A 24,347-nucleotide genomic window follows, 5' to 3' on the forward strand; every position below is an offset into this window, starting at 1 on the left:
TTGTATCTTCCCTGGCAACCCAGATCATGCGGGCCACAGTGTAGCCCGTCCTTGACTTGGTTCAAGAGGAAAAATCGCGACCGAAACAATGGTGGAAACCCGGTCCCGAGAGGCCCGAAATGCTATAACATCCGCCTTGGTCTGAAAGCTTGATCTGCAACAAATTGCAGGCCGGTAGACAGGTGTGTGGACCGTGTTGTCGCAGGCGGACCACGCCGATTGTTCGACCACGCCGGAGCCGGGTTGCGGCTGTGCGGCGCCTCGATCTGCGGGTGTTGGCCGCCATGGCGTGGCGCCATCGTGACAGGAGGCTGCAGGGCTAGAATTGCCGGGGTGCGCCCTTGACCCGCGAGGATGGGGCGTTGCAAACCTGACCCGGCCCATTGCGGCAGCTCACCAGGCCACCCCCAGTGACCCAGCACATCCAGTTCTTCGACGGCGGCGTCGCGCTGAGCGATTTCCGCATCCGCCAGCTGCTTCCCCGTCTGCAGGCCGTCCATCCAGCCATCGAGCGCATCGCGGCGCGTTTCCTGCACCTGGCCGCGTTCGATGCGCCGCCATCAGCGCAGGAACTGCAGCGGCTGGCTGCGCTGCTGAGCTACGGCGACCCCTATGAAGGCCCGGGCGAGGGCGAACTGCTGCTGGTGGCGCCGCGCCTCGGCACGGTGTCGCCCTGGGCCTCGAAAGCCACCGACATCGCGCGCAACTGCGGCATCGCGCTGCACCGCATCGAGCGCGTGCTCGAGTACCGGCTGGGCCTGAAATCGCCGCTGCTGCAGCGCGCCCGGCTGTCGGAGCAGCAACGCAGCGAGATCGCCGCATTGCTGCACGACCGCATGACCGAGAGCGTGCTGGATTCGCGCGAGCAGGCCAGGGCGCTGTTCACCGAACTCACGCCCGAGCCACTGGCGCATGTCGACGTGCTGGCCGGCGGCAAGGCGGCGTTGGAGAAGGCCAACGCCGACTGGGGCCTGGCGCTGGCGCCAGACGAGATCGACTACCTGCTTCATGCTTTCACGCAGCTGGGCCGCAACCCCACCGACGTCGAGTTGATGATGTTCGCCCAGGCCAACAGCGAGCACTGCCGGCACAAGATCTTCAACGCCGACTTCACCATCGACGGCGTGGCGCAGGGCATGACCCTGTTCGGCATGATCCGCCACACGCATCAGCAGCATCCGCAGCACACCGTCATCGCCTACAGTGACAACGCGGCGGTGATGGAAGGCCATGCGGTGGATCACTTCGTGGCGCGGGCGGCACTCGACGGCGCCAGCCGCTACAGCGGCGAGGCGGCGACACGCCACGTGCTGATGAAGGTGGAAACGCACAACCACCCCACCGCGATCAGCCCGTTTCCCGGCGCCAGCACCGGCGCCGGCGGCGAGATCCGCGACGAGGGCGCCACCGGGCGCGGCGCGCGGCCCAAGGCGGGGCTGATGGGCTTCACCGTGAGCAAGCTCTGGGACGGCCTGAGCGACACCGCCGGCGGCAAGCCCGAGCACATGGCCAGCCCCTTGCAGATCATGACCGAGGGACCGCTGGGCGGCGCGGCGTTCAACAACGAGTTCGGTCGGCCCAACCTGGTCGGCTACTTCCGCGAGTACGAGCTGAACGTGGGCGCGCCGGGCCACGAGCTGCTGCGCGGCTACCACAAGCCGATCATGATCGCCGGCGGCGTCGGCAGCATCGACGCGCGGCTGACCAGCAAGATCGCCTTTCCCGCCGGCAGTCTGCTGATCCAGCTCGGTGGACCCGGCATGCGCATCGGCATGGGCGGCGGCGCGGCGTCGTCGCTGGCCAGCGGCACCAACGCCGCGCAGCTCGACTTCGATTCGGTGCAGCGCGGCAACCCCGAGATCCAGCGCCGCGCGCAGGAAGTCATCACGCAGTGCCAGGCGATGGGCGAGGGCAATCCGATCCTGGCGATCCACGACGTCGGCGCCGGCGGGCTGTCGAACGCCTTCCCCGAGCTGACCCACGACGCCGGACGCGGCGCGCGTTTCGACCTGCGCGCCGTGCCGCTGGAAGAAAGCGGCCTGGCGCCGAAGGAAATCTGGTGCAACGAGAGCCAGGAGCGCTATGTGCTGGCGATCGCGCCAGAATCGCTGCCGCTGTTCGAGGCGCTGTGCGCGCGCGAGCGCTGTCCGTTTGCCGTCGTCGGCACCGCCACCGAGCAACGCCAGCTTGTCGTCGCCGATGAGCAGGCCGGCGCGCAGGAGCAGCCAGTGGACATGCCGATGGACGTGCTGCTGGGCAAACCGCCCCGCATGCTGCGCGACGTCAAGACCGTGCAGCGCGAGTTCACGCCGCTCGACCTGCACGGCGTGACACTGCAGGACGCCGTGATCCAGGTGCTGAGCCACCCCACGGTGGCCAGCAAGCGCTTTCTCGTCAGCATCGGCGACCGCAGCGTCGGCGGCCTGACGCACCGCGACCAGATGGTCGGCCCGTGGCAGTTGCCGGTGGCCGACTGCGCCGTCACGCTGGCCGATTTCAAGGGCTTCGGCGGCGAGGCCATGAGCATGGGCGAGCGCACGCCGCTGGCCGCGCTCGATGCCCCGGCATCCGGCCGCATGGCGGTCGCCGAGGCCATCACCAACCTGCTGGCGGCGCCGGTCGAGCTGCCGCGGGTGAAGCTGTCGGCCAACTGGATGGCCGCCTGCGGCGAGCCGGGCGAGGATGCGGCGCTCTATGCCACCGTGAAGGCCGTCGGCATGGAACTCTGCCCGGCGCTGGGCGTGTCGATCCCGGTCGGCAAGGACAGCCTGTCGATGCGCACGCAGTGGCAGGACGAGGCCGGCGCCACCAGGAAGGTCACGTCGCCGGTCAGCCTGATCGTCAGCGCGTTCGCCACCCTGGATGACGTGCGCGGCACCCTGACGCCGCAACTGGACGCGCAGACCGAGGACAGCACGCTGCTGCTGATCGACCTCGGCAAGGGCCGGCACCGCCTGGCCGGCAGTGTGCTGGCGCAGGCGCTGGGCCAGTCCGGCTGCCCGGTGGTCGATGGCGTGCCCGACCTGGACGAGGCACAGGACCTGAAGGCGCTGGTGGCCGCGGTGAACGCGCTGCGTGCCGACGGCAAGATCCTCGCCTACCACGACCGCAGCGACGGCGGCCTGCTGGCCGCCGTGGCCGAGATGGCCTTTGCCGGCCAGGTCGGCGTGGCGCTCAACGTCGACATGCTGGTCACCGAGGGCGATGGCATCCAGGACAGCCGCGCCGAATACGGCGACGCCAAGAACTGGGCACAGCAGATCAGCGCGCGCCGCGAAGAGCTGACCTTGCGAAGCCTGTTCAGCGAGGAGCTTGGCGTGGTGCTGCAGGTGCGCACGGCCGAGCGCGACGCCGTCATGCAGGTGCTGCGCGCGCACGGCCTCTCGCGATGGAGCCACGCCATCGGCAAGACGCGCCCGGCGGCGTCGGCGATCGACAAGGGCAAGGGCAGCCTGGGCATCTGGCGCGACACCAAGGAGGTGTTCAGCGCCTCGCTGCACGACCTGCAGCAGGTCTGGGACAGCGTCAGCTGGAAGATCGCCCGTGCGCGCGACAACCCGGCCTGCGCCGATGCCGAGCATGCCGCAGCGGGGCAGCCGGGCGATCCGGGGCTGCACGTGCACCTGAGCGATGCGCTGCGCAGCGCGCTGGCCGCTGGCGCGCCGGCCGTGCTGAGCGCGCGTCCCCAGGTCGCCATCCTGCGCGAGCAGGGCGTCAACTCGCACGTCGAGATGGCCTATGCCTTCACCGAGGCCGGCTTCGAGGCCTTCGACGTGCACATGACCGATCTGCAGGCCGGCCGCGCCAGCCTGGCGCAGTTCCAGGGCATCGTGGCCTGCGGCGGCTTCAGCTATGGCGACACGCTCGGCGCGGGCATCGGCTGGGCGCGCTCGATCATGTTCAATGCCCAGATCGCGGAGCAGTTCAAGGCCTTCTTCGCGCGTGGCGACACCTTCGCGCTGGGCACCTGCAACGGCTGCCAGATGTTCGCCGAACTGGCCGACATCATTCCCGGCGCCGACGCCTGGCCGCGCTTCACCACCAACCGGAGCGAACGCTTCGAGGCGCGGTTTTCCCTGGTCGAGGTGCTGGACTCGCCCAGCATCTTCTTCCGCGGCATGGCCGGCAGCCGCCTGCCGATCGCGGTGGCGCACGGCGAGGGCTTCGCCAACTTCCGCTACCGCGGCAAGCCAGACCAGGTGATCGCCGCCATGCGCTTCGTCGATCACCACGGCCAGGCCACCGAGGCCTACCCGTTCAACCCCAACGGCAGCCCGGGCGGCCTGACCGCGGTGACCACGGCGGATGGCCGCTTTACCGCCCTGATGCCGCATCCCGAACGCGTGTTCCGCAATGTCCAGATGAGCTGGACGCCGCAGGGCAAGGACGGATTCAGCCCCTGGATGCAGATCTGGCGCAACGCGCGCCGCTGGGTCGGCTGAACGCGCGGTGTTCGCGCAGGCAGCGCTCGAACTGCTCCCCATCACGCAGGCTGATCTCGCCGGCGTGATGGCCGTGCAGGCGCGTGCCTACGGACACGCCCTGCTGGAATCGCCCGAGGTGCTGGGCAGCAAGCTGGGCGCGCCGGGCAAGACCTGCTGGGGCGCCTTCGCCGCCCCGGCGCCGGGTGGCGGCGTGACGCCGACGCGCCTGTGCGCCTACGCGATTGCCCATGTCCAGGCGCCCGGGGTGCCGCTGGGCCTGAACAAGGCGCTGGATCGTGCCCGCGCGCCGGCGCCGGGTGACTGGCTGTACGTGCACGACATCGCGGTCGATCCGGATCATGGCGGTCGCCAGATCGCCGAACGCCTGCTCGCGCGGGTGCTGGCCAGCGCCCGGCGGCAGGGCCTGCGGCGCGCCATGCTGGTCGCCGTGCAGGGTGCCGAAGCCTACTGGGCGCGCCACGGCTTCGCCGCGCGGCCGGCGCCGATGCCGGTGTGCGGCTTTGGCGCCGATGCGGTGTGGATGGTGCGCGAGATCTAGCCTCGAGCCGCCCCGCCTCAGACCCGCGTCAGCAGCAGCGCCAGGTAGGCGCCATAGGCGCACACAAACAACAGGCCTTCCAGGCGCGAGAGCATGTGGTCGCTGCGGAACACCGGCCAGCACGCCAGCGCCACCGCCGCCGCGATCGGCAGGTCGATCAGCAGCAGTTCGCGGCTGACGTCGATGGCTTGCGGCGACACCAGCATCACCGTGCCCAGGATCGCCAGGATGTTGTAGACGCCGCTGCCCAGCAGGTTGCCGATGGCCACGTCGCGGTCGCCGCGCAGCGTGGCCACCACGGTGGTGATCAGCTCGGGTGACGAGGTGCCGAGCGCGACGATGGTCAGGCCGATCACCGCGTCCGACACGCCGAATGCCGCGGCCAGCGCCGAAGCGCCGGCCACCAGCAGGTCGGCGCCCAGGATGGTCAACCCGATGGCCAGCGCCAACAAGCCGCCGTGCAGCAGGAACTGCTTGCGGCGCTCGGCCAGCGGCGGCAGCGGGGTGGCGTATTCGTGCAGGAATTCGTCGGCCACACGGCGCCGGTCGCGCCGGCTCGACTGCACGATCAGCGCCGTGTAGAACAGTGCCGCCAGCATCAGCAGCGCACCCTCGGTGCGCGTCAGCACGCCGTCGAGCGACATGATGACCAGCGCCAGCGCGGCACCGATCATGGCCGGCACTTCCAGCCGCAGGCTGTAGGGCTGGATCGGCAGCGGCGAGATGGCGGCGGACAGGCCCAGCACCAGCAGCAGCACCATGATGTTGGCGCCCGCCACGTTGCCCACCGCCAGCGTGCCCTTGCCTTCGGCAGCTGCCGTGATGCCGACCGCCAGCTCCGGCAGGCTGGTGCCGATGGCCACCACGGTGAGCCCGATGACGATCGGGCTGACGTGCAGCATGTTGGCGATGCGCGTGGCGCTGGACAGCAGCAGCTCGGCGCCGAGTACCACCACCAGCAGCCCGCCCAGGAAGACGAACGCCGGGTGGATCGCCATCATGCGGGCTGCGCGCGCGGCGCGACGGGTGATCCGTGGCGGCGCCAGGCCTTTTCAAGCTCCACCACCACGAAGACCAGCGCCGCGAGCGCGAGGCACAGGCCGAGTTCCCACGCCGCCAGCGGCTGGGTCTTGAAGATCGGGTTCAGCCAGGGCACGTAGATGGTCGCCAGCTGCAGCACGAAGGTCAGCAGCACCGCGCCCAGCAGCGGCTTGTTACTCATCAGGCCCAGGGAGAACAGCGAATCGGTGTCCGAGCGGATGGCCAGCACCAGCGCCATCTGGCCCAGAGTGAGCACGGTGAACACCATGGTCTGCCAGTGCGTGTCGCCGTGGGCGATGGCCCATTGCTGCACGCCCAGGCACAGCGCCGCCAGCAGCCCGCCGATCAGCAGGATGCTCCAGCCCAGGCCCTGCGCGAACAGGCTTTCCCTGGGCGGCCGCGGCGGGCGCCGCATGATGCCGCGCTCGGCCGGTTCGGCCGCCAGCGCCAGGCCGGGCAGGCCGTCGGTCACCAGGTTGACCCACAGGATGTGGATCGGCAGCAGCGGCATCGGCAGGCCGAGCAGCGGCGCTGCCGTGAGCGTCAGCACCTCGGCCGAGTTGCCGGTCATGGCGTAGCGCACGAACTTGCGGATGTTGTCGTAGATGCGCCGGCCCTCGCGCACCGCCGCCACGATGGTGGCGAAGTTGTCGTCCAGCAGCACCAGCGCCGAGGCCTCGCGCGCCACGTCGGTGCCGCCCTTGCCCATGGCGACGCCGATGTCGGCGGCCTTCAGCGCCGGCGCGTCGTTGACGCCGTCGCCGGTCATGGCGACGAACTGGCCGTGCGACTGCAGCGCCTGCACGATGCGGATCTTCTGCGCCGGGTCGACCCGGGCGTAGACGTGCACCTCCTGCACCTGCGCACGCAGGGCGTCGTCGTCCAGGGCGCTGAGTTCGGCGCCGGTCAGCACCCGGGCCGCGCCATCGCCCTCGATGCCGAGTCGGCGCGCGATCGCCAGCGCCGTGGCCGGGTGGTCGCCGGTGATCATCACCGGCGTGATGCCGGCGCTGAGGCAGTCGCGCACGGCGGCGGCCGCTTCCTCGCGCGGCGGGTCGATCAGGCCGATCAGGCCGATCAGCGCCAGCCCGCTCTCGATCGCCTCGACGTCGGGCGCGGGCGGCAGCTGCGGCCAGGCACGGCTGGCGAAGGCCATCACGCGCAGGCCCTGTGCGGCCAGACGCTCCGCCTCGGCCAGCATGGCGTCGGTGTCGAGCGGCTGCAGGCCCGCCGGCGACCAGTGCGCCGTGCAGCGCGGCAGCACGCTTTCGGGCGCGCCCTTGGTGAAGGCCGTGAACACCGCGCCGTCGCGGTGGAAGGTGGTCATGCGCTTGCGGTCGGAGTCGAACGGCAGCTCGCGCACGCGCGGTGTTTCCCTCTCCAGCTCGGGCTTCAGCAGATCGGCCTGTGCCGCCACGGCGGTCAGCGCGGTTTCGGTCGGATCGCCTTGCCAGACCACGTGGCCGGCGTCGTCGCAGTCGCCGCTGGGACAGGCGTCGTTGCACAGCGCGGCGGCGCGCAGCAGCTGCAGGTGCTGCGGCGAGGGCGCGGTCTGCTCGGCCTCGGTTGCCGTCGGGTGCCAGGCCTGACCGGCCGCCAGCACCAGCTCGGCGTGCATGCGGTTCTGCGTCAGCGTGCCGGTCTTGTCGGAGCAGATCACGCTGACCGAGCCCAGCGTTTCCACCGCCGGCAGGCGCCGGATCAGTGCGTGGAAGTCGGCCATGCGCCGCGCGCCGACGGCCAGCAGCACGGTGACCACGGCCGGCAGCGCCTCGGGGATCGCCGCCACCGCCAGGCTGATGGCGGTCATCAGCATCACCAGCACCGGCTCGCCGCGTAGCAGGCCGATGCCGAACAGCGCGGCGCTGATCAGCAGCACGATGACCGAAAGCTGCCTGGAAAAGCGCGCCAGCCGCTGCTGCAGCGGCGTGCCGCGGTCCAGCGTGTCGTTCAGCAGGCCGGCCACCTGGCCCAGTTCGGTGCGCATGCCAGTGGCCACCACCAGGCCGCGCGCGCGGCCGTTCGTGACGGTGGTGCCCTTGAAGCCCAGGTTCACGCGGTCGCCCAGCGCCAGTTTCTCGCCCGTGAGCGCCTCGGTGCGCTTCTCGACCGTGACCGACTCGCCGGTCAGTGTCGATTCGTCCACCTTCAGCTGCGCCGCCTCCAGCAGACGCAGATCGGCCGGAATCTGGTTGCCGGCCTCCAGCAGCACGATGTCGCCCGGCACCAGGCTGCTGGCCGCCACCGGCTGCGGCTGGCCACTCCGCAGCACCTGCGCCTGCGCCGCGGCGAGCTGGCGCAGCGCGGCGATCGCTTGGTCGGCCCGGCGCGCCTGGCTGAAGCCGATCACCGCATTCAGCAGCACGATGACGACGATCACCAGGGTGTCGATGAGGTCGCCGACCAGCCCCGACACGATGGCTGCCGCCAGCAGCACCAGGATCATGAAATCCTTGAACTGGTCCAGCAGCAGCGCCCACCAGGGGCGCAGGCTTTGCGTCGCCAGCTCGTTCGGGCCGTGCCGCTGCAGCCGGCGTGCGGCCTCGTCGGCGCTGAGGCCGCTGGCGGCGTCGCTCTGCAGGGCCTGCAGCGCCTCGGCGGTGCTGCGCAGATGCCAGTCGGGCGCCGCGGGGTCGGGCGTGGAAGCGGGGTTGGTCATGTACTTCGCTGGCTCAGGTGTGTCCCATTGTGCACAGCGCGCATGACGCAGGCACGCGGGCGAAAACCATGGCCGTCGTGCCGGTCCGGCCCGGCAAGCCGCCGCCGTGCCCGCTGCTCAGACGCCGCCGGATCGCAGCGCGCGCAGTGCCTGGGCCGCTTCGCGCACCAGCGCGGGGCCACGGTAGATCAGGCCGGTATAGAGCTGTACCGCGTCGGCGCCGGCCTCGATCTTGGCGACGGCATCGTGCCCGCTCAGGATGCCGCCGACGCCGATGATCGGGAAGTCCGCGCCCAGCGCGGCGCGCAACTGGCGGATGACCTGGTTGCTGGCGTCCCGCACCGGCGCGCCCGACAGCCCGCCGGCCTCGTCGGCGTGCGGCAGCCCCTGCACCGCATCGCGCGCCAGCGTGGTGTTGGTGGCGACCACGCCGTCGATGCCGTGGCGGCGCAGCGCCTGGGCGATCGCCTGCACCTGCCCGGCGTCCAGGTCGGGGGCGATCTTCAGCAGCAGCGGCACCTGGCGGCCGTGCTGCTCGCGCAACTCGGCCTGGCGCGACGTCAGCGCCGACAGCAGCGCATCGAGGGCGGCGTCGCCTTGCAGGTCGCGCAGATTCTTCGTGTTGGGGCTGGAGATGTTCACCGTCACGTAGTCCGCGTACGGGTACACGCCGGCCAGGCCGAGCAGGTAGTCGTCGGTCGCGCGCTCGATCGGCGTGGCGGCGTTCTTGCCGATGTTCAGGCCCAGCAGCATGCGCGGCCCGGCGTCCGCACTGCGCCGTTCGCGGTGGAAGCGCGAGGCCTGCACGTTGGCGACGAAGGCCTGCAGGCCATCGTTGTTGAAGCCCATGCGGTTGATCAGCGCCTGGGCCCGCGGCAGGCGGAACATGCGCGGCTTCGGGTTGCCGGGCTGCGCCAGCGGCGTCACGGTGCCGACCTCGACGAAGCCGAAGCCCATCGCGCCCAGGCCGTCGATGGCGCGCGCGTTCTTGTCCAGGCCCGCCGCCAGGCCGACCCGGTTCGGAAAGCGCAGGCCGGCGAGCTCGATCGGGTCGTCGATGCGGCCGTTGCACCAGGTCCATTGCAATGGGGTGCCGTGCGCGCGTGCCAGCGTGTCGATCGTCAGGTCGTGCGCCGCCTCGGGGTCGAGCTTGAACAGAAAGGGCCGCGCCAGGCCGTAGGGAAGCAGTGCCATCGGATAATTCTTCGCGATTCCAATCAACGCAAGGGGAAATTGTCGCAAATGACGCAGGACGAACTGAAGGCCATGGTCGGCCAGGCCGCCCTGGACCATGTGGTCGCGGGCGAGATCGTGGGCGTGGGCACCGGCTCCACGGTGAACAAGTTCATCGATGCGCTGGCCGGCATGAAGGACCGCATCCAGGGCGCCGTGTCCTCGTCCGAGGCCTCGACCGCGCGGCTGGTGGCGCTCGGCATCCCGGTGTTCGACTGCAATGACGTCGGCGAGATCGCGGTCTACATCGACGGCGCCGACGAGATCGACCACCAGGGCTACATGATCAAGGGCGGTGGCGCGGCGCTGACGCGCGAGAAGATCGTCGCCGCGCAGTCGCGCCGCTTCGTCTGCATCGCCGACGAGTCCAAGCTGGTGCATCGGCTGGGTGATTTTCCGCTGCCGGTGGAAGTGATCCCGATGGCGGCGCGGCGCATCGCGCGCCAGTTCGCCGAGTTCGGGGCCGAGGCGACGCTGCGGCTGAAGGACGGCCAGCCCCTGGTGACCGACAACGGCCAGCACATCCTGGACGTGCGTGGCCTGGGCATTGCCGACCCGCTGGCTTTCGAGAGCGCGGTCAACCAGTGGCCGGGCGTGGTCACCGTGGGCGTGTTCGCGCACCAGAAGGCGCAGACCTGCCTGCTGGGCACCCCGGATGGCGTGCGCACACTGAAGTTCGACTGAGTCTTGGACGAACGGCGAGCGCTGGCGTGGGCGTTGCGTGCCATGGTCGCGCTGGCGGCCCTGGTGGGCCTGACCTTCGGCTGGCGCTACGCCAGCGGTCCGGCGGAGCCTGATGGGCCGCCCAGCGTGCGCGTGCTCAAGTTGCTGCCGGGCACCTTCATGTGGGCCGACGCGCCGGCCGATGCGCGCTACCTGCCCGCGGGTCTGGCCGCGGCGGATGCCGAGCGGCTCAAGCTGCTGCTGCTGCGCGGCGAGGACGGCGTGCTGCGCGCCTTCTACCTGCCGCGCAGCGGTGGGCAGGTCGGCCTGCCGGGCGGCGCGTCGCCGGCCAGTCCGGGCCTCCCGTGCCGCGATGTCGCGCCCGATTTCGGCCGCGCCGACATCGCCTGCCGCCAGGCCGCGCCGGGCTTCGAGTTCGCGCTGCGCCACCGCTGGGCGCTGGACGGCAGCAGTCTGACGCCGGGTACGCCGGCGCTGGCAGCCGTGCACGGGCGCGAGGTCGATGGCGATTGGGTGTTCGAGCCGGCCGTGCCGGGCCGCTGAATCGGGGTCGACGCTGCGCCGGTGCAGCGGCCGGGGTCAGGGCGCCGCGACCGCCTGGTCGCTCGCGATGCGCCCGTCCACCAGTTCGACGATGCGGTCGCAGCGCTGCGCCAGGCGCGGGTCGTGGGTGACGACGATGAAGGCGGTGCCGCGCCGCTCGTGGATCTGGCGCATCAGCGCAAAGGCGGCGTCGGACGCGGCGGTGTCGAGGTTGCCGGTCGGCTCGTCGGCCAGCACCAGCGGCGGGTCGTGCACCAGCGCACGCGCGATCGCCACGCGCTGCTGCATGCCGCCCGACAGCTCGGACGGGCGCTTGTGCGCCGCGTCGGCCAGGCCGACCGCCTCGAGCAGGGCGCGCGCCTGCTCGCGCTGCTTCGTGCTGACGCGGCCTTCGCTCATCAGTGCCGGCAGGGTGACGTTCTCCAGCGCGGTGAAGGCCGGCAGCAGGTGGTGGAACTGGAACACGAAGCCCAGCGCGCGCCGGCGCAGCAGCGTCAGCGCCTCGTCGTCCAGGCCCTGCACCGCCTGGCCCTGCAGCTGGTAGCTGCCGTCGGTCAGCGGCTCCAGCAGGCCGAGGATGTTGAGCAGCGTGCTCTTGCCCGAGCCCGACGGCCCGATCAGCGCCAGGAACTCGCCGTGCGCGATGTGCAGGTCGATGCCGTGCAGGATCTCGGCCTCGTTCGGCTGGCCGAGGTTGTAGCTCTTGCGCAGCTGGTGCAGCTCGATCAGCGCGGTCGCCGTGGCGGCGTGGTTGTGCGTGCCGCTCATTGACCAGGCTCCGCGCTGCCGCGCTGCGCCATGAGCGCTTGGGAGCGGCCCGGCGCGCGCACTGGGTAGGCTCCGTGCTGATCGCGCTGCGCCATGAGCGCTTGGGAGCGGCCCGGCGCGCGCACTGGGTAGGCTCCGCGCTGATCGCGCTGCGCCATGAGCGCTTGGGAGCGGCCCGGCGCGCTCATACGCGGATCGCCTGCGCCGGGTCCATGCGGGCGGCGCGGCGCGCCGGCGCCAGCGCCGCCAGCACGCCGCAGAGCACCGCCAGCAGGGCCGTGCGCACCGCGGTTTCCAGCGGCAGGTGGATGTTGAACAGCGGCTGCCCGTCCGAACCCAGCGCCAGCACGGTGAACAGCCAGATCAGCGTCATCGACAGCAGCACCCCGAGCACCGAACCGAGCGCGCCGACCACCGCGCCCTCGACCAGGAACACGCGCTGGATCTGGCCGCGCGTGGCGCCCATGGCGCGCAGGATGCCGATCTCGCGCTGCTTCTGCACCACCGACACCACCAGCACGCTGGCGATGCCCAGCACCACCACGATCGCCACCACGATGCGGATCACGCCGGTGCTGATGCTCTGCGCCCGCAGCGCCGACACCAGCTGCGCGTTGGTCTCCTGCCAGCTCTCGATCTGGTAGGGCAGGCCGCGGCGCAGCTGCGCCGCCACCCGCTCGGCGGCCCAGACGTCGTGCACCTGCAGCTCGATCACGGTGGCGCCGCCGGGCAGATTGAGCAGGCTTTGCGCGCTGCGCAGCGGCACGATCACGGTGCGCCGGTTCAGGTCCTTGATGCCCAGGTCGACCAGCGCCGTGACGCGCATCGACTCGGTGACGCGGCCGGTGTTGACCGAGAAGCGGTCGCCCACGCGCAGGCCCAGATCCTTGGCCAGCTCGGTGCCCAGCACCGCCTCGCCCGGCTCCAGCCGCAGCCGGCCGCTCACCACCTTGCGGCTCAGCTCGGTCATGCGCTCGTAGCGCGCCAGCTCGACGCCCATCAGCGCGATCGATTGAGAGGCCTCGCCGCGCAGCGCCAGCCCGCTGCCCGACACCATCGGCGAGACCGTGCGCACCTCGGCACGCTGCTCCAGCAGCGGCAGCAGTGCCTGCCAGTTGGCGACCGAGCGCAGCCGCTGGGCGCGCGCCTGGGTCTCGCTCAGCACCTCGGTGCCGGGCGCCTGCGGCCAGGACGGCGTCACCGCGTCGTCCGGCGCGCGCAGGCTGATGTGGGCCTGCGTACCCAGGGTCTTGTTCACGGTGTTGGCCTGCAGCCCGTTGACCAGCGCCGTCACGTAGGCGATCACCGCCACGCCGGCCGCGACGCCGATGATGATCAGCAGCGTCTGCATGCGGCCCTCGCGCAGGAAGCGCAGCGCCACGCGCCATTCGAAACCCAGCCAGTGCGGCACCGCGGTCAGCGCCCCATGGTATTGACGACCGAGTTCACGCCGTCCTCGCGCGTGCCGCCCCAGTGCTTGACCGCCGCTTGCCAGCTCACGATCCGGGTGCGCACGCGCTGGCCGGGCGGCGCGCCGGGGCCGACCAGCACCTGCTCACCCTCGGCCACGCCGGCCAGCACTTCGGCCGCGTCGAGCGTGCGCAGCCCGAGCTGCACTGCGCGCGCCTGCACCCGGCCATCGGCGACAACCCAGACGGTGCCGTGGCCTGGCGTCGCTTCATCGCGCAGCCCGCTCAGCGGCAGCACCAGCGCGGCGGCGCGCTCGCCGGTCAGCACCTCGACCGACAGCGTCATGTCCTCGCGCAGGAAGGCCGGCGGCGCTTGCCCGGGCGCCAGCTTGACCTCGACCGAGCCGCGCTGCGCGTCAACCGCCGGCGCGATCGATTGCACGCGCGCGGCGAACGGCTGCGCCGGGAAGGCATCGGCCACCACGCTGGCCGGCTGGCCGGCCTGCAACTGGTCGAGAAAGCGCTCGTCCACCTGCGCCACCAGCTCGGTCGGCCCGGCCAGCGCCAGGCTCAGCAGGGCGCTGCCCGGCTGCACGATCTGGCCTGGTTCGACGTTTCGCAGCAGCACGCGGCCATCGGTCGGGGCGCGCAGCGTGGCCTGCGCCAGGCGCGCCTGGCCGGCCTCGATCGCCGCCTGCGCCTGCGCCAGCTGCGCCTGCGCCTGTGCCAACTCGGCGCCGCTGTCGCCGACCGCCTGCAGCTGGGCGCGGGCGCTGGATTGCTGCGCACGGGCCACGTCGACCGCGCGGCGTGCCTCGTCCAGCCGCGCCACGCTGATGAAGCCGTCGGCGATCAGCTGCTGGGTGCGCGCCAGCTCGCGCTCGGCGGCGCGCAGTGTGGCGCTGGCCTGCTCCAGCTGCGCCTGCGCCGTGCTGCGCACGCTGCCACGCAGCCCGGCCACGCGCGCCTGCGCCTGCCGCGCATTGGCCTGCGCCTGCGCCAGCGCGGTGCGCAGCTCGTCGGGTTCGAGCTGCAGCAGCACCTGACCGGTGCGCACCGCGTCGCCCTCGCGCACCTGCACGGCGGCCACGCGCCCGGTGATGGTGGCGCCGATGTTGACGCGCGAACTGGTCGCCACCCGGGCCGAGAACTGCAGCGTGCGCTGCAGCGCGCTGCGCTTGAGCTCCACCACCTGCACCTCGGCCGGGCGCATGCGGTATGCGATCACCGCGGCCGCGGCGAGCAGCAGCACCAGCACGATCCAGGGCCAGCGACGGCGGCTCATGCGGTCCCCTGCGGCCGGGCATGTCGTGTGGGTGTGGGCTGAGAGGGCGCAGAGCCCGCCTGCTGTCTTGGCGTTGCCAGTGCGTGCCGGCGCTTCAGCGCGGAGGGAAAGTGCAGGCGCACGGTTTCAGGGCGCTGCATGGAGTCGAGACACATGGCGGCCCATTGTGCAGCACGGCGCGGCGGCTGCCTGGCGGCGCCTGCCAGCGGCTGCGGCGACGTCACAGTGGCGGCGTGCCGTGCGGCGGGATGCGCGTCCGGGTGGCCTGCTCGAAGGCGTGCGCGTAGCCGAGCAGCCGCGCTTCGCTCCAGTCGGGCCCGAGCAGTTCGACGCCGATCGGCACGCCGACCGGCGCCTGCTCGCTCGGCGCGGAGAAGCCGGCGGGAAAGCAGATGGCCGGCATGCCAGTGGCGTTGGACAGCACGCCGTTGCGCTCGGTCTGCGCCTCGGCATCGACGGGCACGACCAGAATCTTCTGGTGCGGGTACAGGATGGCGTCGAGCCGGTGCCGCGCCATGACGTGGAGCAGGGCGGTGCGCAGGCGGTCGCGGCGCACGAAGATGCGCGCGTAGGCCGGATCCGCCATGCCCCGGCCCTCGACCGCGGCGCGCAGGCTGGCGGCGACGCTGGGGTGGAAGCCGCCGCCGGCCACGATGGCGGCCAGGCTCGCGGTGGCGGGCGTGGTCGCCATGCCGCCCAGGTAGCGGTCGAAGGCCGCGCGCATTTCATGGTCGCTGGTCACCTGGTCGGCCGTCAGCTCGTCCAGTTCGGGCACCGCGATGTCCACCAGCATCGCGCCCTGCGCCGCCATGGCGTCGGCGGCGGCGAGCACCACGCGGTTCACCTCGGCATGCCGCTCGGCGCTGCCGAACAGCGCACGCAGGATGCCGATGCGCGCACCCGCCAGCCCATGTTGGTCCAGTTGCGCCGCGTAGCCGGCGGTCTGCCGATTGGGGCTGGCGGCGCTGGAGGGATCATCGGCGTCGAAGCCCGCGATCACGTCGAGCACGCGCGCTGCGTCCTCAGCGCTGCGTGCCAGCGGGCCCACGGTGTCCTGCGTCAGACTGGCCGGCATCACGCCCGAGCGACCCACCAGCCCGCGCGTCGGCCGCAAGCCGACCAGGGCCAGGGCCGAGGCGGGCGAGCGCACCGATTGCCCGGTATCGGTGCCGATGCCGACCAGCGCCAGGCTGGCGGCGACCGCCACCCCCGAGCCGCCGCTTGAGCCGCCGGGTGTGCGGCCGAGGTCGTAGGGATTCAGCGTCTGGCCACGGAGCGAACTCACGGTGAGGCCGGCGAGCGCGAACTCGTGCAGATTGGTCTTGCCGATGATCAAGGCGCCGGCGGCGCGCAGGCGTGCCACCACGTTGGCGTCGCGCGCGGCGGTCAGCTGCGCCAGCGCCGCGACGCCGCCGGTGGTCGGCAGGCCGCGCATGTCGATGTTGTCCTTGACCACCACCGCCATGCCGTGCAGCGGCGGCAGCGCATGCGGTGCCGCCTGGCGCGCGCGATCGAGTGCCGCGGCCTCCGCCATCAGCGCCGGATTGATCGCCAGCATGGCATTCAGGCGCGGCCCGGCCGCATCGTAGGCGGCGATCCGTGCCAGGTACTGCTCGGCGAGTTGCACGCAGGTCACGGCGCCGCCCAGCAGCGCGGCGCGGGTGGCCTGGATGGTGGCTTCGAAGACGTTGAACGCGATCAAGTCGGTGGGGCTCGTAGGTGGATGCGGTCGTGCCTGCGTCGCGGCCTGGGCACGGGAACGACGGTGGCGATGCAGGGATTGTGTCCGAGTGACGCGTTCGACCCGGGGCGGCGCCTGTGGTGCGCCGCCAACGGGCTGTTCGGCGGCCCGCACGGTGCCGGCAGTGTCCCCCATGGCCCACGGCGCCCGCAGACGGCGTAAACCGTTCGCCCTAGGCCATCTAGCGCATTGGAGTGCCGCAGCCGGCCGCCTAGACTGGCCCGATCAGATCCGCAGTCGCTGCAGCGCGGTGCCTGTCGTCCGGGCGCGTTGCCTGCGCGGCTGCTCTAGCGGGGGTGCGGCGCATGAAGGCAGTGATTCGGGGTGCACCGAAACGGGGGCTGTGGGCGATCGCCCTGTCGGTGGCCCTGATGGGCGCGTTGCCGGCAGCCAGCGCGCAAACCGTGCTGGACGCCGAGGCCGCGGCGCAGCAGGCCGAGCGCGCGCGCCTGGCCGACACCGACACCTTGCTGGCGCTGACCAGCGACGGCGCCATCCTGTATGCGCAGGACACGGTCAAGCTCGACGGCTACCAGTACTGCAGTCAGGCGGTGGCGCTGGCCGAGGCGGGTGAGTTCCGCCAGAGCGTGCGGGCCGCCAGCAAGGCGCTGCACCTGGCCAACGCCAAGGGCGACGAGAACCTGAAGGCGCTGGCCAACCGGGACCTGGCGATCGTCTACAGCTACTCGGGCCAGCTCGACAAGGCGGCCGAGTTCGCGCGCGAGGCGCTGCGCTACCCGGCGCGGGACCCCAAGGTCGTGGCCGGCCCGGCGCACAAGATCATCGGCGACGTGCGCGCGCGCCGGGGCGACCTGACGGGCGCGGTGCAGAGCTACGAGGAGGCGCTGGCGCAGAGTTCCGAGCGCTACGCGCCGCTGGTGCAGGGCTCGCTGGTGAACGCGCTGATCGACAGCGGCGAGATCGCGCGCGCGCGCCAGTTGGTCGGCACCATCCAGCCACCCAAGGAAGCGCCCTTGCGGGCGCAGCTCGACCGCACCCAGGCGCGCCTGCTGCTGGCCGAGCGCAAGCCGGCCGAGGCGCGCGATGCCTACCGGCTGCTGACGCAGCGCCAGTACGGCCCCGACAGCGAATATTTCCATCTGTGGGCCTGGGATGGGGTGGCGCGCAGCGAGCAGGCGCTGGGCGACCGCGCGGCGGCGGTGGCGGCGGCCGACCAGGCCATGCAGCGCATCGACAGCGTGCGCGCCAGGTTCCGCAGCGAAGAGTTCAAGATCGGCCTGTTCTCCGACCTGCAGGCGGTGTTCGAGCGCGCCATCGGGCTGTACAGCGCGCTGGGCGATCCGGCGCGCGCGTTCGAGGTCAGCGAGCGCAGCCGCTCGCGCGCTGCTGGATGCCGTGCGCGGCCGCGCCGACCTGGCGCCCGAGGCGACGCAGGCGCTGCAACTGGCGGCGCTGCAGGCGGTGCTGGCGGCCGACGAGCGCGTGCTGCAGTTCCATGCGCTGCCCGAGCAGTTGCTGGTCTGGGTGGTCGGCCCGGCGTCGATCGAGCTGCACCGCCTTGCCGTCGGGCGCGAAGAACTGGCCGAGCTGGTCGACGGCTTTCGCAACAGCGTGGTGCGTGGCCGCCGCACCGCGATCGCCAACGCCGACAAGATGGGCGAGGCCCTGATCGGGCCGCTCGGCCTGGGCGCCGGCCAGCGGCTGGTCGTGGTGCCGCACGGCCCCTTGCACTACCTGCCGTTCCAGGCGCTGCGGGTCGGCGGCCGCTACCTGATCGAGGCGCATCCGCTAGCCGTGGCGCCCAGCATGAGCGTGGCGGTGCAGCTGGCGCAGCGTGCGCCGCGCGTGTCCGGCAGCCTGACCGCGTTCGGCAACCCGCGCATCGAGGACAAGTACGACCTGCCCGGCGCCGAGGCCGAGGTCAGGCAGCTGGCGCGCCTGTTCCCGGACAACAGCCTGTTCACCGGCGTCAACGCCAACAAGACGCAGTTCCAGCGCGCATCGGCGCGCGCGCCGATCATCCACGTGGCGGCGCACGCCGAGGCCGACGAGGTCGACCCGCTGTACTCGCGCATCCTGCTGGCCAACGAGGACGGGCGCCGCAACTTCCTCGAGGCGCACGAGATCCTGCGCATGCGCATGCCCGACACCGGGCTGGTCACGCTGTCGGCCTGCGAATCCGGGCTCGGGCGCATCGCCCAGGGCGACGAGGTGCTGGGCTTCACGCGCTCGTTCCTGACCGCCGGCAGCTCCAGCCTGATCGCCTCGCTGTGGCCGGTGTCGGACGACGCCACCGCGGTGCTGATGGCCACGCTGTACCACCAGCTGGCCAAGGGGCAGGACGTGCAGCGCGCCATGCAGGCGGCCCAACTGGCGGTGCTGCACGATCCGAAGATGGCGCATCCGTTCTTCTGGGCGCCGTTCAACGTCATCGGCAACTGGCGGCTCAAGGTGGGGGCGGGGACATGAAGCAAGGTCGATTCCGGCACATCCGTGTGCGCGCCGCGCTCGCGGCACTGGGCCTGGCCGGCCTGGCGCCGCTGGCGCACGCCCAGGCCAGCGCCAGCGCCGACCCGCAGACGCTGCCGGCACCGGCGGCGCCGGCCCAGCAGCCGAGCTTCCGGCTGAACGACGTGCGTCTGGCCGGCGCCCGGACGCTGCCGGCCGACGAGTTGCGCGCGCTGGCGCAGCCCTACATCGGGCGCGACGTCAGCCTGGCCGACCTGGAGGCGCTGGCGCGCCAGATCACCCAGCACTACCGCGAGCGCGGCTACTTCCTGGCCCAGGCCATCGTGCCGGTGCAGACGGTGCAGGGCGGCGTGGTCGAGATCAGCGTGATTGAGGGCCGGCTCGGCAAGATCGATGTGCAGCTGGCGCCCGACGCACCCATCAGCGAAGAGCGCGTGCGCGGCTTCCTGGCCCCGCTGGCCGTCGGCGAGGCGGTTAATGCGCCGACCTACGAGCGCGTCATGCTGCTGCTGTCCGACCAGCCCGGCATCCGCGTGTCGTCCGGCCTGCAGCAGGGTGCCGAGCCGGGCACGGTCGACCTGGCGGTCGAGGTCGCGGCCGGGCCGCGCTGGGCCTTCGCGGCCGAGGCCGACAACCACGGTACGCTGGAGGTCGGCCGCTACCGCGTCGGCGGCACGGCGCGCTGGTCCAGCCCGGCCGGCATCGGCGACAACCTCGACGCCCGGCTGATGGTGTCCGACAAGTCGCTGGTGTTCGGACGCCTGTCCTACGAGCTGCCGCTGGGCACCAGCGGGCTGCGCGCCGGCCTGGGCGTGTCGCGCGTGCAGTACCAGCTCGGCGGCGACTTCGAGCCGCTGGACGCGCGCGGCACCGCCGACGTCATCGACCTGTCGCTCAGCTACCCGCTCATCCGCCAGCGCCACCACAGCCTGTTCACCCGCCTGTCGTTCGAATCCAAGACGCTCAAGGACGAGTTCCGTGCCGTCGACTACACGCTGAGAAAGCGCGTGCACGCGGTCGGCCTCGGCTGGGCCTGGGAGCGCCGCGACACCGTGCTGGGCGGTGGCTACTTCGCCAGCACCGGCACCTTGTACAACGGCCGCCTGCGCATCCGGGACGCCGACGTGCGTGCCGCCGACCAGGCGCCCGGCGGGCTGCACACCAGCGGCGGCTTCAGCAAGCTGGTGGCGCGCGTGTCGCGCCTGCAGGCCATCGCGGCAGGGCACTCGCTCTACTATTCGATCGGCGGCCAGTGGGCCAGCAAGAACCTCGACGCGTCCGAGAAGCTGGCCTTGGGCGGTGCGCGCGCGGTGCGCGCCTATCCGTCCAGCGAGGCGCTGGTCGACCAGGGCTGGGTGCAGAGCCTGGAGTGGCGCTGGGCTGCCACCGACACGCTGACCCCGTTCCTGTTCTACGACGCCGCGCGCGGGCGCCAGATCAAGAGTCTTGGCGGCATGCCCGGCAACTCGGTCAGCCTGCGCGGCTACGGCATCGGCCTGGCCTGGGGTAAGCCCGGCGACTTCTCGGTCAACGCCACGCTGGCCTGGCGCGCCGGCACCCGGCGGGCACTGACCGACGGCGGCGGCCACCACCCGCGTTTCTTCATCCAGGCGCAGAAGGTGTTCTGACATGAAAACCATGGCCCATCGGCGCGGCTGGAAGCCGGCCGCCGCACTCAAGCCTTTGATCGTCGCCATGGCCTGCGCCGGCGTGCTGCCGGCGCTGGCGCAAAGCACGCCCGGTCTGCCGCAAGTAATGACCGTGCCCTCCAATGCGGGCGCGGTCGACCAGTCGATCGCTGGTGACACCATGACCATCACCCAGACCACGCCGCGCGCAGTGGCCAACTGGCAGAGCTTCGTGATCGGCCCTGGCAAGACCGTGACGATCAACCAAACCCAAGGGTCCTCCAGTGTCCTGCTCAACCGCGTCCTCGGCGGTGCCCAGTCGACCATCGACGGCAACCTCCATGCCAACGGACATGTCTATCTCATCAACCCCGGCGGCATCGTTTTCGGGTCTCGTGCGCGGGTAGACGTCGGCGGCATCGTGGCGTCGACGCTCGATGTGAGCGACGACAATTTCATGAATGGAGGGGCGCTCACCTTCACGGGCACCGCAACCAGTGCATCCAGCCCGGTGAGCAATGCGGGCAACATCACGGCGGCCGGGCGCGTGGCCTTGCTGGGCGGCGGCAGTTCCTCAGCGGTGGGCAACAACGGCAGCATCACGGGCAGCACCGTCATCCTGGCCGCGGGCCAGCAAATCGTTATCGATCCTGTGGGTGACGGACTGACGACCTTGCGCGTCGTGGCGGGTTCCGAGCGCGGCGCATCCGTTGGCAACAGTGGCAGGCTTGAAGCCCCGGGCGGTCAGGTGCTGTTGTCCGCGGCGGCCGCCACCGGCGATGCGACGGTCCGCCAGGCCGGCAGCATCGAGGCCTCGGGTGGTCAGATCAGGCTGGTGGCGGCGGCGCAGGGCGGCGCTGCCGACATCCAGCACATGAGTGACGCTGCACTGAGCACGGCCTCCTCGACCGGCGATGGCGGCCGGATCGTGTTCGATGCCGGCACCGGCGATGCCGACAGCCGCGTCTACGTCATGGGCGAGGTGCTGGCGGGCAGCACGACGGCCAAGGGCGGCTCGGTGTCGATGCGCAGTGCAGGCAATGTGCTGCTGAATACCAAGTTCCCCACCAGGGTCGACGTCAGCGGCGCGACGTCGGGCGGCGCGATCACGCTGCATGCGGGCGGTTCAGTGGGGATTGGAGCCGAGTCGAAAGAGCCGGTTGAACTGCTCGCCAAGGGCGATACGGGGGCCGGCGGCACGGTCGACATCCGGGCCTCGGGCACTTCGGCGGCTTCGGGCAGTGGTGCCGTCGCGTTCAACTCCGCCAGCGTCATCGATGCCAGCGGCGCTTCGGGCGGCAGCGTGTCGCTGGTCGGCACCAAATCGCTGCGTGCACACGGCACCATCAAGGCCGGTGGGCCGGGGGGCGGGGGCTACATCGAGACATCGGCACCTGCATTCGACGTGCGGGGCCTGAGCGTCGACGCGGGAGCCGGTGGCACCTGGCTGGCTGACCCCTCGAACATCACCATCACCAGCGACCCGAGGGCTGCTGACTTGCCTGTTTCGGGCTACTTCAGTCCGCCGGCCAGCTCAAGCCTCAACACCAGCTCAATCAATGGGGCCTTGGATGCCGGCACGAATGTCACGATCCGCACCCATGCGGATGGAAGCGGTGCCGGCGACATCGAGTTTGCGACTGAGCCCGTGTCTGGTGTATGGCAGTCCGCGGTCATCAAGCGCGACGCCGGCACCGAACCGGTCACCCTGACCCTGGATGCGCATGGTTCGATCCTCGGCTCGACTTTCACCTCTGACACCGGAACAAGCTCGCCTGCGATCATCTCGGACGCCGGGGCGCTGCACGTCAACCTGCATGCCGGGCTCGGCGGTAGCCACGGCAGCATCGACTTCGATGGTCCCATCAGCACGAACGGCGGTGCGGTCAATGCCACGACGCCGGTGGGCTCGATCGCCCTGAAAAGCGTCGTGACCGATGGTGGTGCGGTCACGCTCGATGCGAGCGCCAATCCGACGGCGTCCTGCGCCATCTGCCTGCAGGGGAGCAGCATCGACACCCGGGTCGGGCAGGACGATGGCGGCGCTGGTGGTGCCGTGGTTATCAAGGGACTGGGTCGCCAGACCGATGGCAGCCCGACGGCCGTCGTCGAGCTCGGCAATGCCGTCATCGAGACTTCGACCGGCAGCATGACGATTGAGGGTCATGTCGCCGCATCCTCGGACCCGGCGGTTCCGTCCTTGTCCAGCGCCGGCGTCCATGCGTCAGGTGCAGCGCTGAGCGCCACCTCGGGCGCCATCACGATCAGGGGTTCAGCGCCGAACACGATGGGCGTGAATTTCGATGGCGGCACGCGCGTCGCATCGAGTTCGGGCCCGGTGGCGATCCATGGCAGCGGAGGTCTCGCCGGCACGTCGGTCGAGAACAGCGAGATCAGCAGTGACTCCGGCGCCATCCGGATCGCGGGTGTTGGTGAAGGCTATGAACTGCTGTACGGCTCGACTGCCGTCAACTGGAGTCATGGTGTGCTGCTGGGCAGCCAGACCAGCGTCCGCAGCGGCAGCGGAGCCATCCAGGTGAGCGGGCATGCCAACACGACGACCGGCATGAACCAGGGTGCCGGTGTCCACATGCAGGCCGGCAGCACGCTGCAGACCACGGACGGTGGCCTGATCGAGGTGACGGGCAGCGCGTCGAGCGCGTTGGCTGGGGTTCTCCTGGCCGGCGTGAGCGATGATGGGCAAGCGCCCGCTGCGATCGACGGCAGCGGCGTCGTGGTGCTGCGCGCGGCGTCTGATGCGACCACCGATGCGCTGCAGATCGACGGCCAGGTCAGTGCCGGCACGGTGCTGAACCTGCGGCCGGGGGCGGTCGACAGCAGCGGGGTCGCCGCGGACCGCGTGGGCGATCAGATCGCGCTGGGTGGTACCGCGAGCACGGGCTTTGCTGTGTCGCTAGACGAGTTCGACCGCATCACGGCGCCGACCATCGTCGCGGGCAGCGACACCCACGCTGCCGATATCGACGTCGTCGGCCCGCTCGGCCTGGGCTCGGGCACCACCGCGCTAACGCTGCAGAACGACGGCGGCGGCCGTATCCACCTCGGTGCCCCGCTGAGCGTCGCCACGGTGGGGCTGTCCAGTTACGGCGATGTGACCCAGGACACGAATGCGCCGATCACCGCCGATACGGTGCTGGCGCGCGGTGGGCGCACTGTCTGGCTGGGTAGCCCCGGCAACGACGCCGCCGCCAACACGGTGGGCGGATCGGCGCTGGGTTCGTTCACCTGGGTCGATGCCAACGCCGTGCGCATCGGGCCGGTGTCCGTCACCGGCATGGCTGCGGCCACCAACACGCCTCAGGCGATCGCCGCCACGGAGTTGACGGCCGATGTGGTGCGGGTCCAGACCCTGAGTGGCAACCTGAGCCTGGGCATGCCGGTCGTCGGCGTCGAGTCGACCGACCTGATCGCTGCCGCCACCTTCCAAAACACGGGCGGCGGCAGCATCTCGGGCGCGCCGTGGCGTGTCTGGGCCAACACCTGGGTGGGTGAGACCCGAGGGGGCATCAAGGGATCGGGCACCTATCCGAACCTGTATGGATGCGCCTACCCCGGCAGCTCGTGCCGCGTGACTGTCTCGGAGACCGACAACCATTTCATCTACGCCCAGCGGCCCACCGCGACGGTGACGATCCACGACGCCAGCCGGCAGGTGGGACAGTCCAACCCGAGCTTCACGTCGACGACGACCGGACTTATTCTGGGCGACACGGGTGCCGGCATCACCGGCACCCCCACCACCACGGCCACGCCGTCGAGCCCGCCTGACCAGTACCCCATCACGGGGAGCTACACGTCCGCCGAAGGCTACATCGTGAATGTGGTGCCGGGGACGCTGACGGTCGCACAAACACCACCACCGCCACCGCCGCCACCGCCACCACCGCCACCACCGCCACCGCCACCGCCACCGCCACCGCCA

General features: G+C 71.3%; 15 protein-coding genes. 7 read left to right on the forward strand and 8 right to left on the reverse strand.

Annotated elements, in window-relative coordinates:
* Positions 1 to 410 precede the first annotated feature (410 nt).
* Both purL and PK606_RS10825 read left to right on the forward strand, forming a co-directional pair.
* A complete protein-coding gene (gene purL / locus PK606_RS10820; protein WP_324563744.1) occupies positions 411 to 4,442 on the forward strand; it encodes a phosphoribosylformylglycinamidine synthase in 4,032 nt (1,343 codons plus the stop codon).
* A 7-nt stretch (positions 4,443 to 4,449) separates the two neighbouring features.
* A complete protein-coding gene (locus PK606_RS10825; protein WP_324563746.1) occupies positions 4,450 to 4,983 on the forward strand; it encodes a GNAT family N-acetyltransferase in 534 nt (177 codons plus the stop codon).
* Positions 4,984 to 5,000: 17 nt separating this feature from the next.
* On the opposite strand, the gene PK606_RS10830 is transcribed toward PK606_RS10825, so the two are convergent.
* From PK606_RS10830 to PK606_RS10840, 3 genes are all read right to left on the reverse strand, one after another.
* A complete protein-coding gene (locus PK606_RS10830) occupies positions 5,001 to 5,984 on the reverse strand; it encodes a calcium/sodium antiporter (protein WP_324563748.1) in 984 nt (327 codons plus the stop codon).
* A complete protein-coding gene (locus PK606_RS10835; RefSeq protein WP_324563749.1) occupies positions 5,981 to 8,683 on the reverse strand; it encodes a cation-translocating P-type ATPase in 2,703 nt (900 codons plus the stop codon). Before PK606_RS10835 ends, PK606_RS10830 begins: the two co-directional genes overlap by 4 nt.
* 117 nt (positions 8,684 to 8,800) lie before the next feature.
* Entirely contained in the window at positions 8,801 to 9,877 is a 1,077-nt protein-coding gene (locus tag PK606_RS10840; RefSeq protein ID WP_324563751.1) for a quinone-dependent dihydroorotate dehydrogenase, read from the reverse strand.
* Positions 9,878 to 9,925: 48 nt separating this feature from the next.
* Here PK606_RS10840 and rpiA point away from each other — a divergent pair, with 48 nt between their 5' ends.
* Both rpiA and PK606_RS10850 read left to right on the forward strand, forming a co-directional pair.
* A complete protein-coding gene (rpiA, locus tag PK606_RS10845; protein WP_324563754.1) occupies positions 9,926 to 10,600 on the forward strand; it encodes a ribose-5-phosphate isomerase RpiA in 675 nt (224 codons plus the stop codon).
* A gap of 3 nt (positions 10,601 to 10,603) precedes the next feature.
* Entirely contained in the window at positions 10,604 to 11,143 is a 540-nt protein-coding gene (locus tag PK606_RS10850; RefSeq protein ID WP_324563756.1) for a hypothetical protein, read from the forward strand.
* A gap of 36 nt (positions 11,144 to 11,179) precedes the next feature.
* Here the strand turns inward: PK606_RS10850 and PK606_RS10855 are convergent, their stop codons facing one another.
* The 5 genes from PK606_RS10855 to PK606_RS10875 form a co-directional block, all read right to left on the reverse strand.
* Positions 11,180 to 11,911, reverse strand: a complete 732-nt coding sequence (locus tag PK606_RS10855) for an ABC transporter ATP-binding protein (RefSeq protein WP_324563758.1) — start codon at positions 11,909 to 11,911, stop codon at positions 11,180 to 11,182.
* A gap of 184 nt (positions 11,912 to 12,095) precedes the next feature.
* Positions 12,096 to 13,322 carry an ABC transporter permease gene (locus tag PK606_RS10860; RefSeq protein WP_324563760.1) on the reverse strand — a complete coding sequence of 409 codons (1,227 nt, stop codon included), beginning with the start codon at positions 13,320 to 13,322 and terminating at the stop codon, positions 12,096 to 12,098.
* A 5-nt stretch (positions 13,323 to 13,327) separates the two neighbouring features.
* A complete protein-coding gene (locus tag PK606_RS10865) occupies positions 13,328 to 14,605 on the reverse strand; it encodes an efflux RND transporter periplasmic adaptor subunit (RefSeq protein ID WP_324563762.1) in 1,278 nt (425 codons plus the stop codon).
* A 220-nt stretch (positions 14,606 to 14,825) separates the two neighbouring features.
* Entirely contained in the window at positions 14,826 to 16,307 is a 1,482-nt protein-coding gene (locus PK606_RS10870) for an amidase (protein WP_324563764.1), read from the reverse strand.
* 326 nt (positions 16,308 to 16,633) lie between these two features.
* On the reverse strand, positions 16,634 to 17,446 hold the full coding sequence (locus PK606_RS10875) for a hypothetical protein (RefSeq protein WP_324563766.1): 813 nt from the start codon (positions 17,444 to 17,446) through the stop codon (positions 16,634 to 16,636).
* A 256-nt stretch (positions 17,447 to 17,702) separates the two neighbouring features.
* Between PK606_RS10875 and PK606_RS10880 the strand changes: the two genes are divergently transcribed.
* The 3 genes from PK606_RS10880 to PK606_RS10890 form a co-directional block, all read left to right on the forward strand.
* On the forward strand, positions 17,703 to 18,776 hold the full coding sequence (locus PK606_RS10880; RefSeq protein WP_324563768.1) for a CHAT domain-containing protein: 1,074 nt from the start codon (positions 17,703 to 17,705) through the stop codon (positions 18,774 to 18,776).
* On the forward strand, positions 18,773 to 20,404 hold the full coding sequence (locus PK606_RS10885; RefSeq protein ID WP_324563771.1) for a ShlB/FhaC/HecB family hemolysin secretion/activation protein: 1,632 nt from the start codon (positions 18,773 to 18,775) through the stop codon (positions 20,402 to 20,404). The genes PK606_RS10880 and PK606_RS10885 overlap by 4 nt, the downstream gene beginning before the upstream one ends.
* 1 nt (position 20,405) lies before the next feature.
* Positions 20,406 to 24,347, forward strand: a 3,942-nt coding sequence (locus PK606_RS10890; protein WP_324563774.1) for a two-partner secretion domain-containing protein, incomplete at its 3' end; no start/stop codon positions are given.

It is taken from the genome of Ottowia sp. (assembly GCF_035444425.1).
GTDB lineage: Bacteria > Pseudomonadota > Gammaproteobacteria > Burkholderiales > Burkholderiaceae_C > Ottowia.

Bases quoted from the DNA above. Each gene is read 5' to 3' on its own strand.
- PK606_RS10830 (WP_324563748.1), bottom strand. From the start codon at position 5,984: ATGATGGCGATCCACCCGGCGTTCGTCTTCCTGGGCGGGCTGCTGGTG.
- PK606_RS10835 (WP_324563749.1), bottom strand. From the start codon at position 8,683: ATGACCAACCCCGCTTCCACGCCCGACCCCGCGGCGCCCGACTGGCAT.
- PK606_RS10840 (WP_324563751.1), bottom strand. From the start codon at position 9,877: ATGGCACTGCTTCCCTACGGCCTGGCGCGGCCCTTTCTGTTCAAGCTC.
- rpiA (WP_324563754.1), top strand. From the start codon at position 9,926: ATGACGCAGGACGAACTGAAGGCCATGGTCGGCCAGGCCGCCCTGGAC.
- PK606_RS10855 (WP_324563758.1), bottom strand. From the start codon at position 11,911: ATGAGCGGCACGCACAACCACGCCGCCACGGCGACCGCGCTGATCGAG.
- PK606_RS10865 (WP_324563762.1), bottom strand. From the start codon at position 14,605: ATGAGCCGCCGTCGCTGGCCCTGGATCGTGCTGGTGCTGCTGCTCGCC.
- PK606_RS10875 (WP_324563766.1), bottom strand. From the start codon at position 17,446: ATGGAAATATTCGCTGTCGGGGCCGTACTGGCGCTGCGTCAGCAGCCG.
- PK606_RS10885 (WP_324563771.1), top strand. From the start codon at position 18,773: ATGAAGCAAGGTCGATTCCGGCACATCCGTGTGCGCGCCGCGCTCGCG.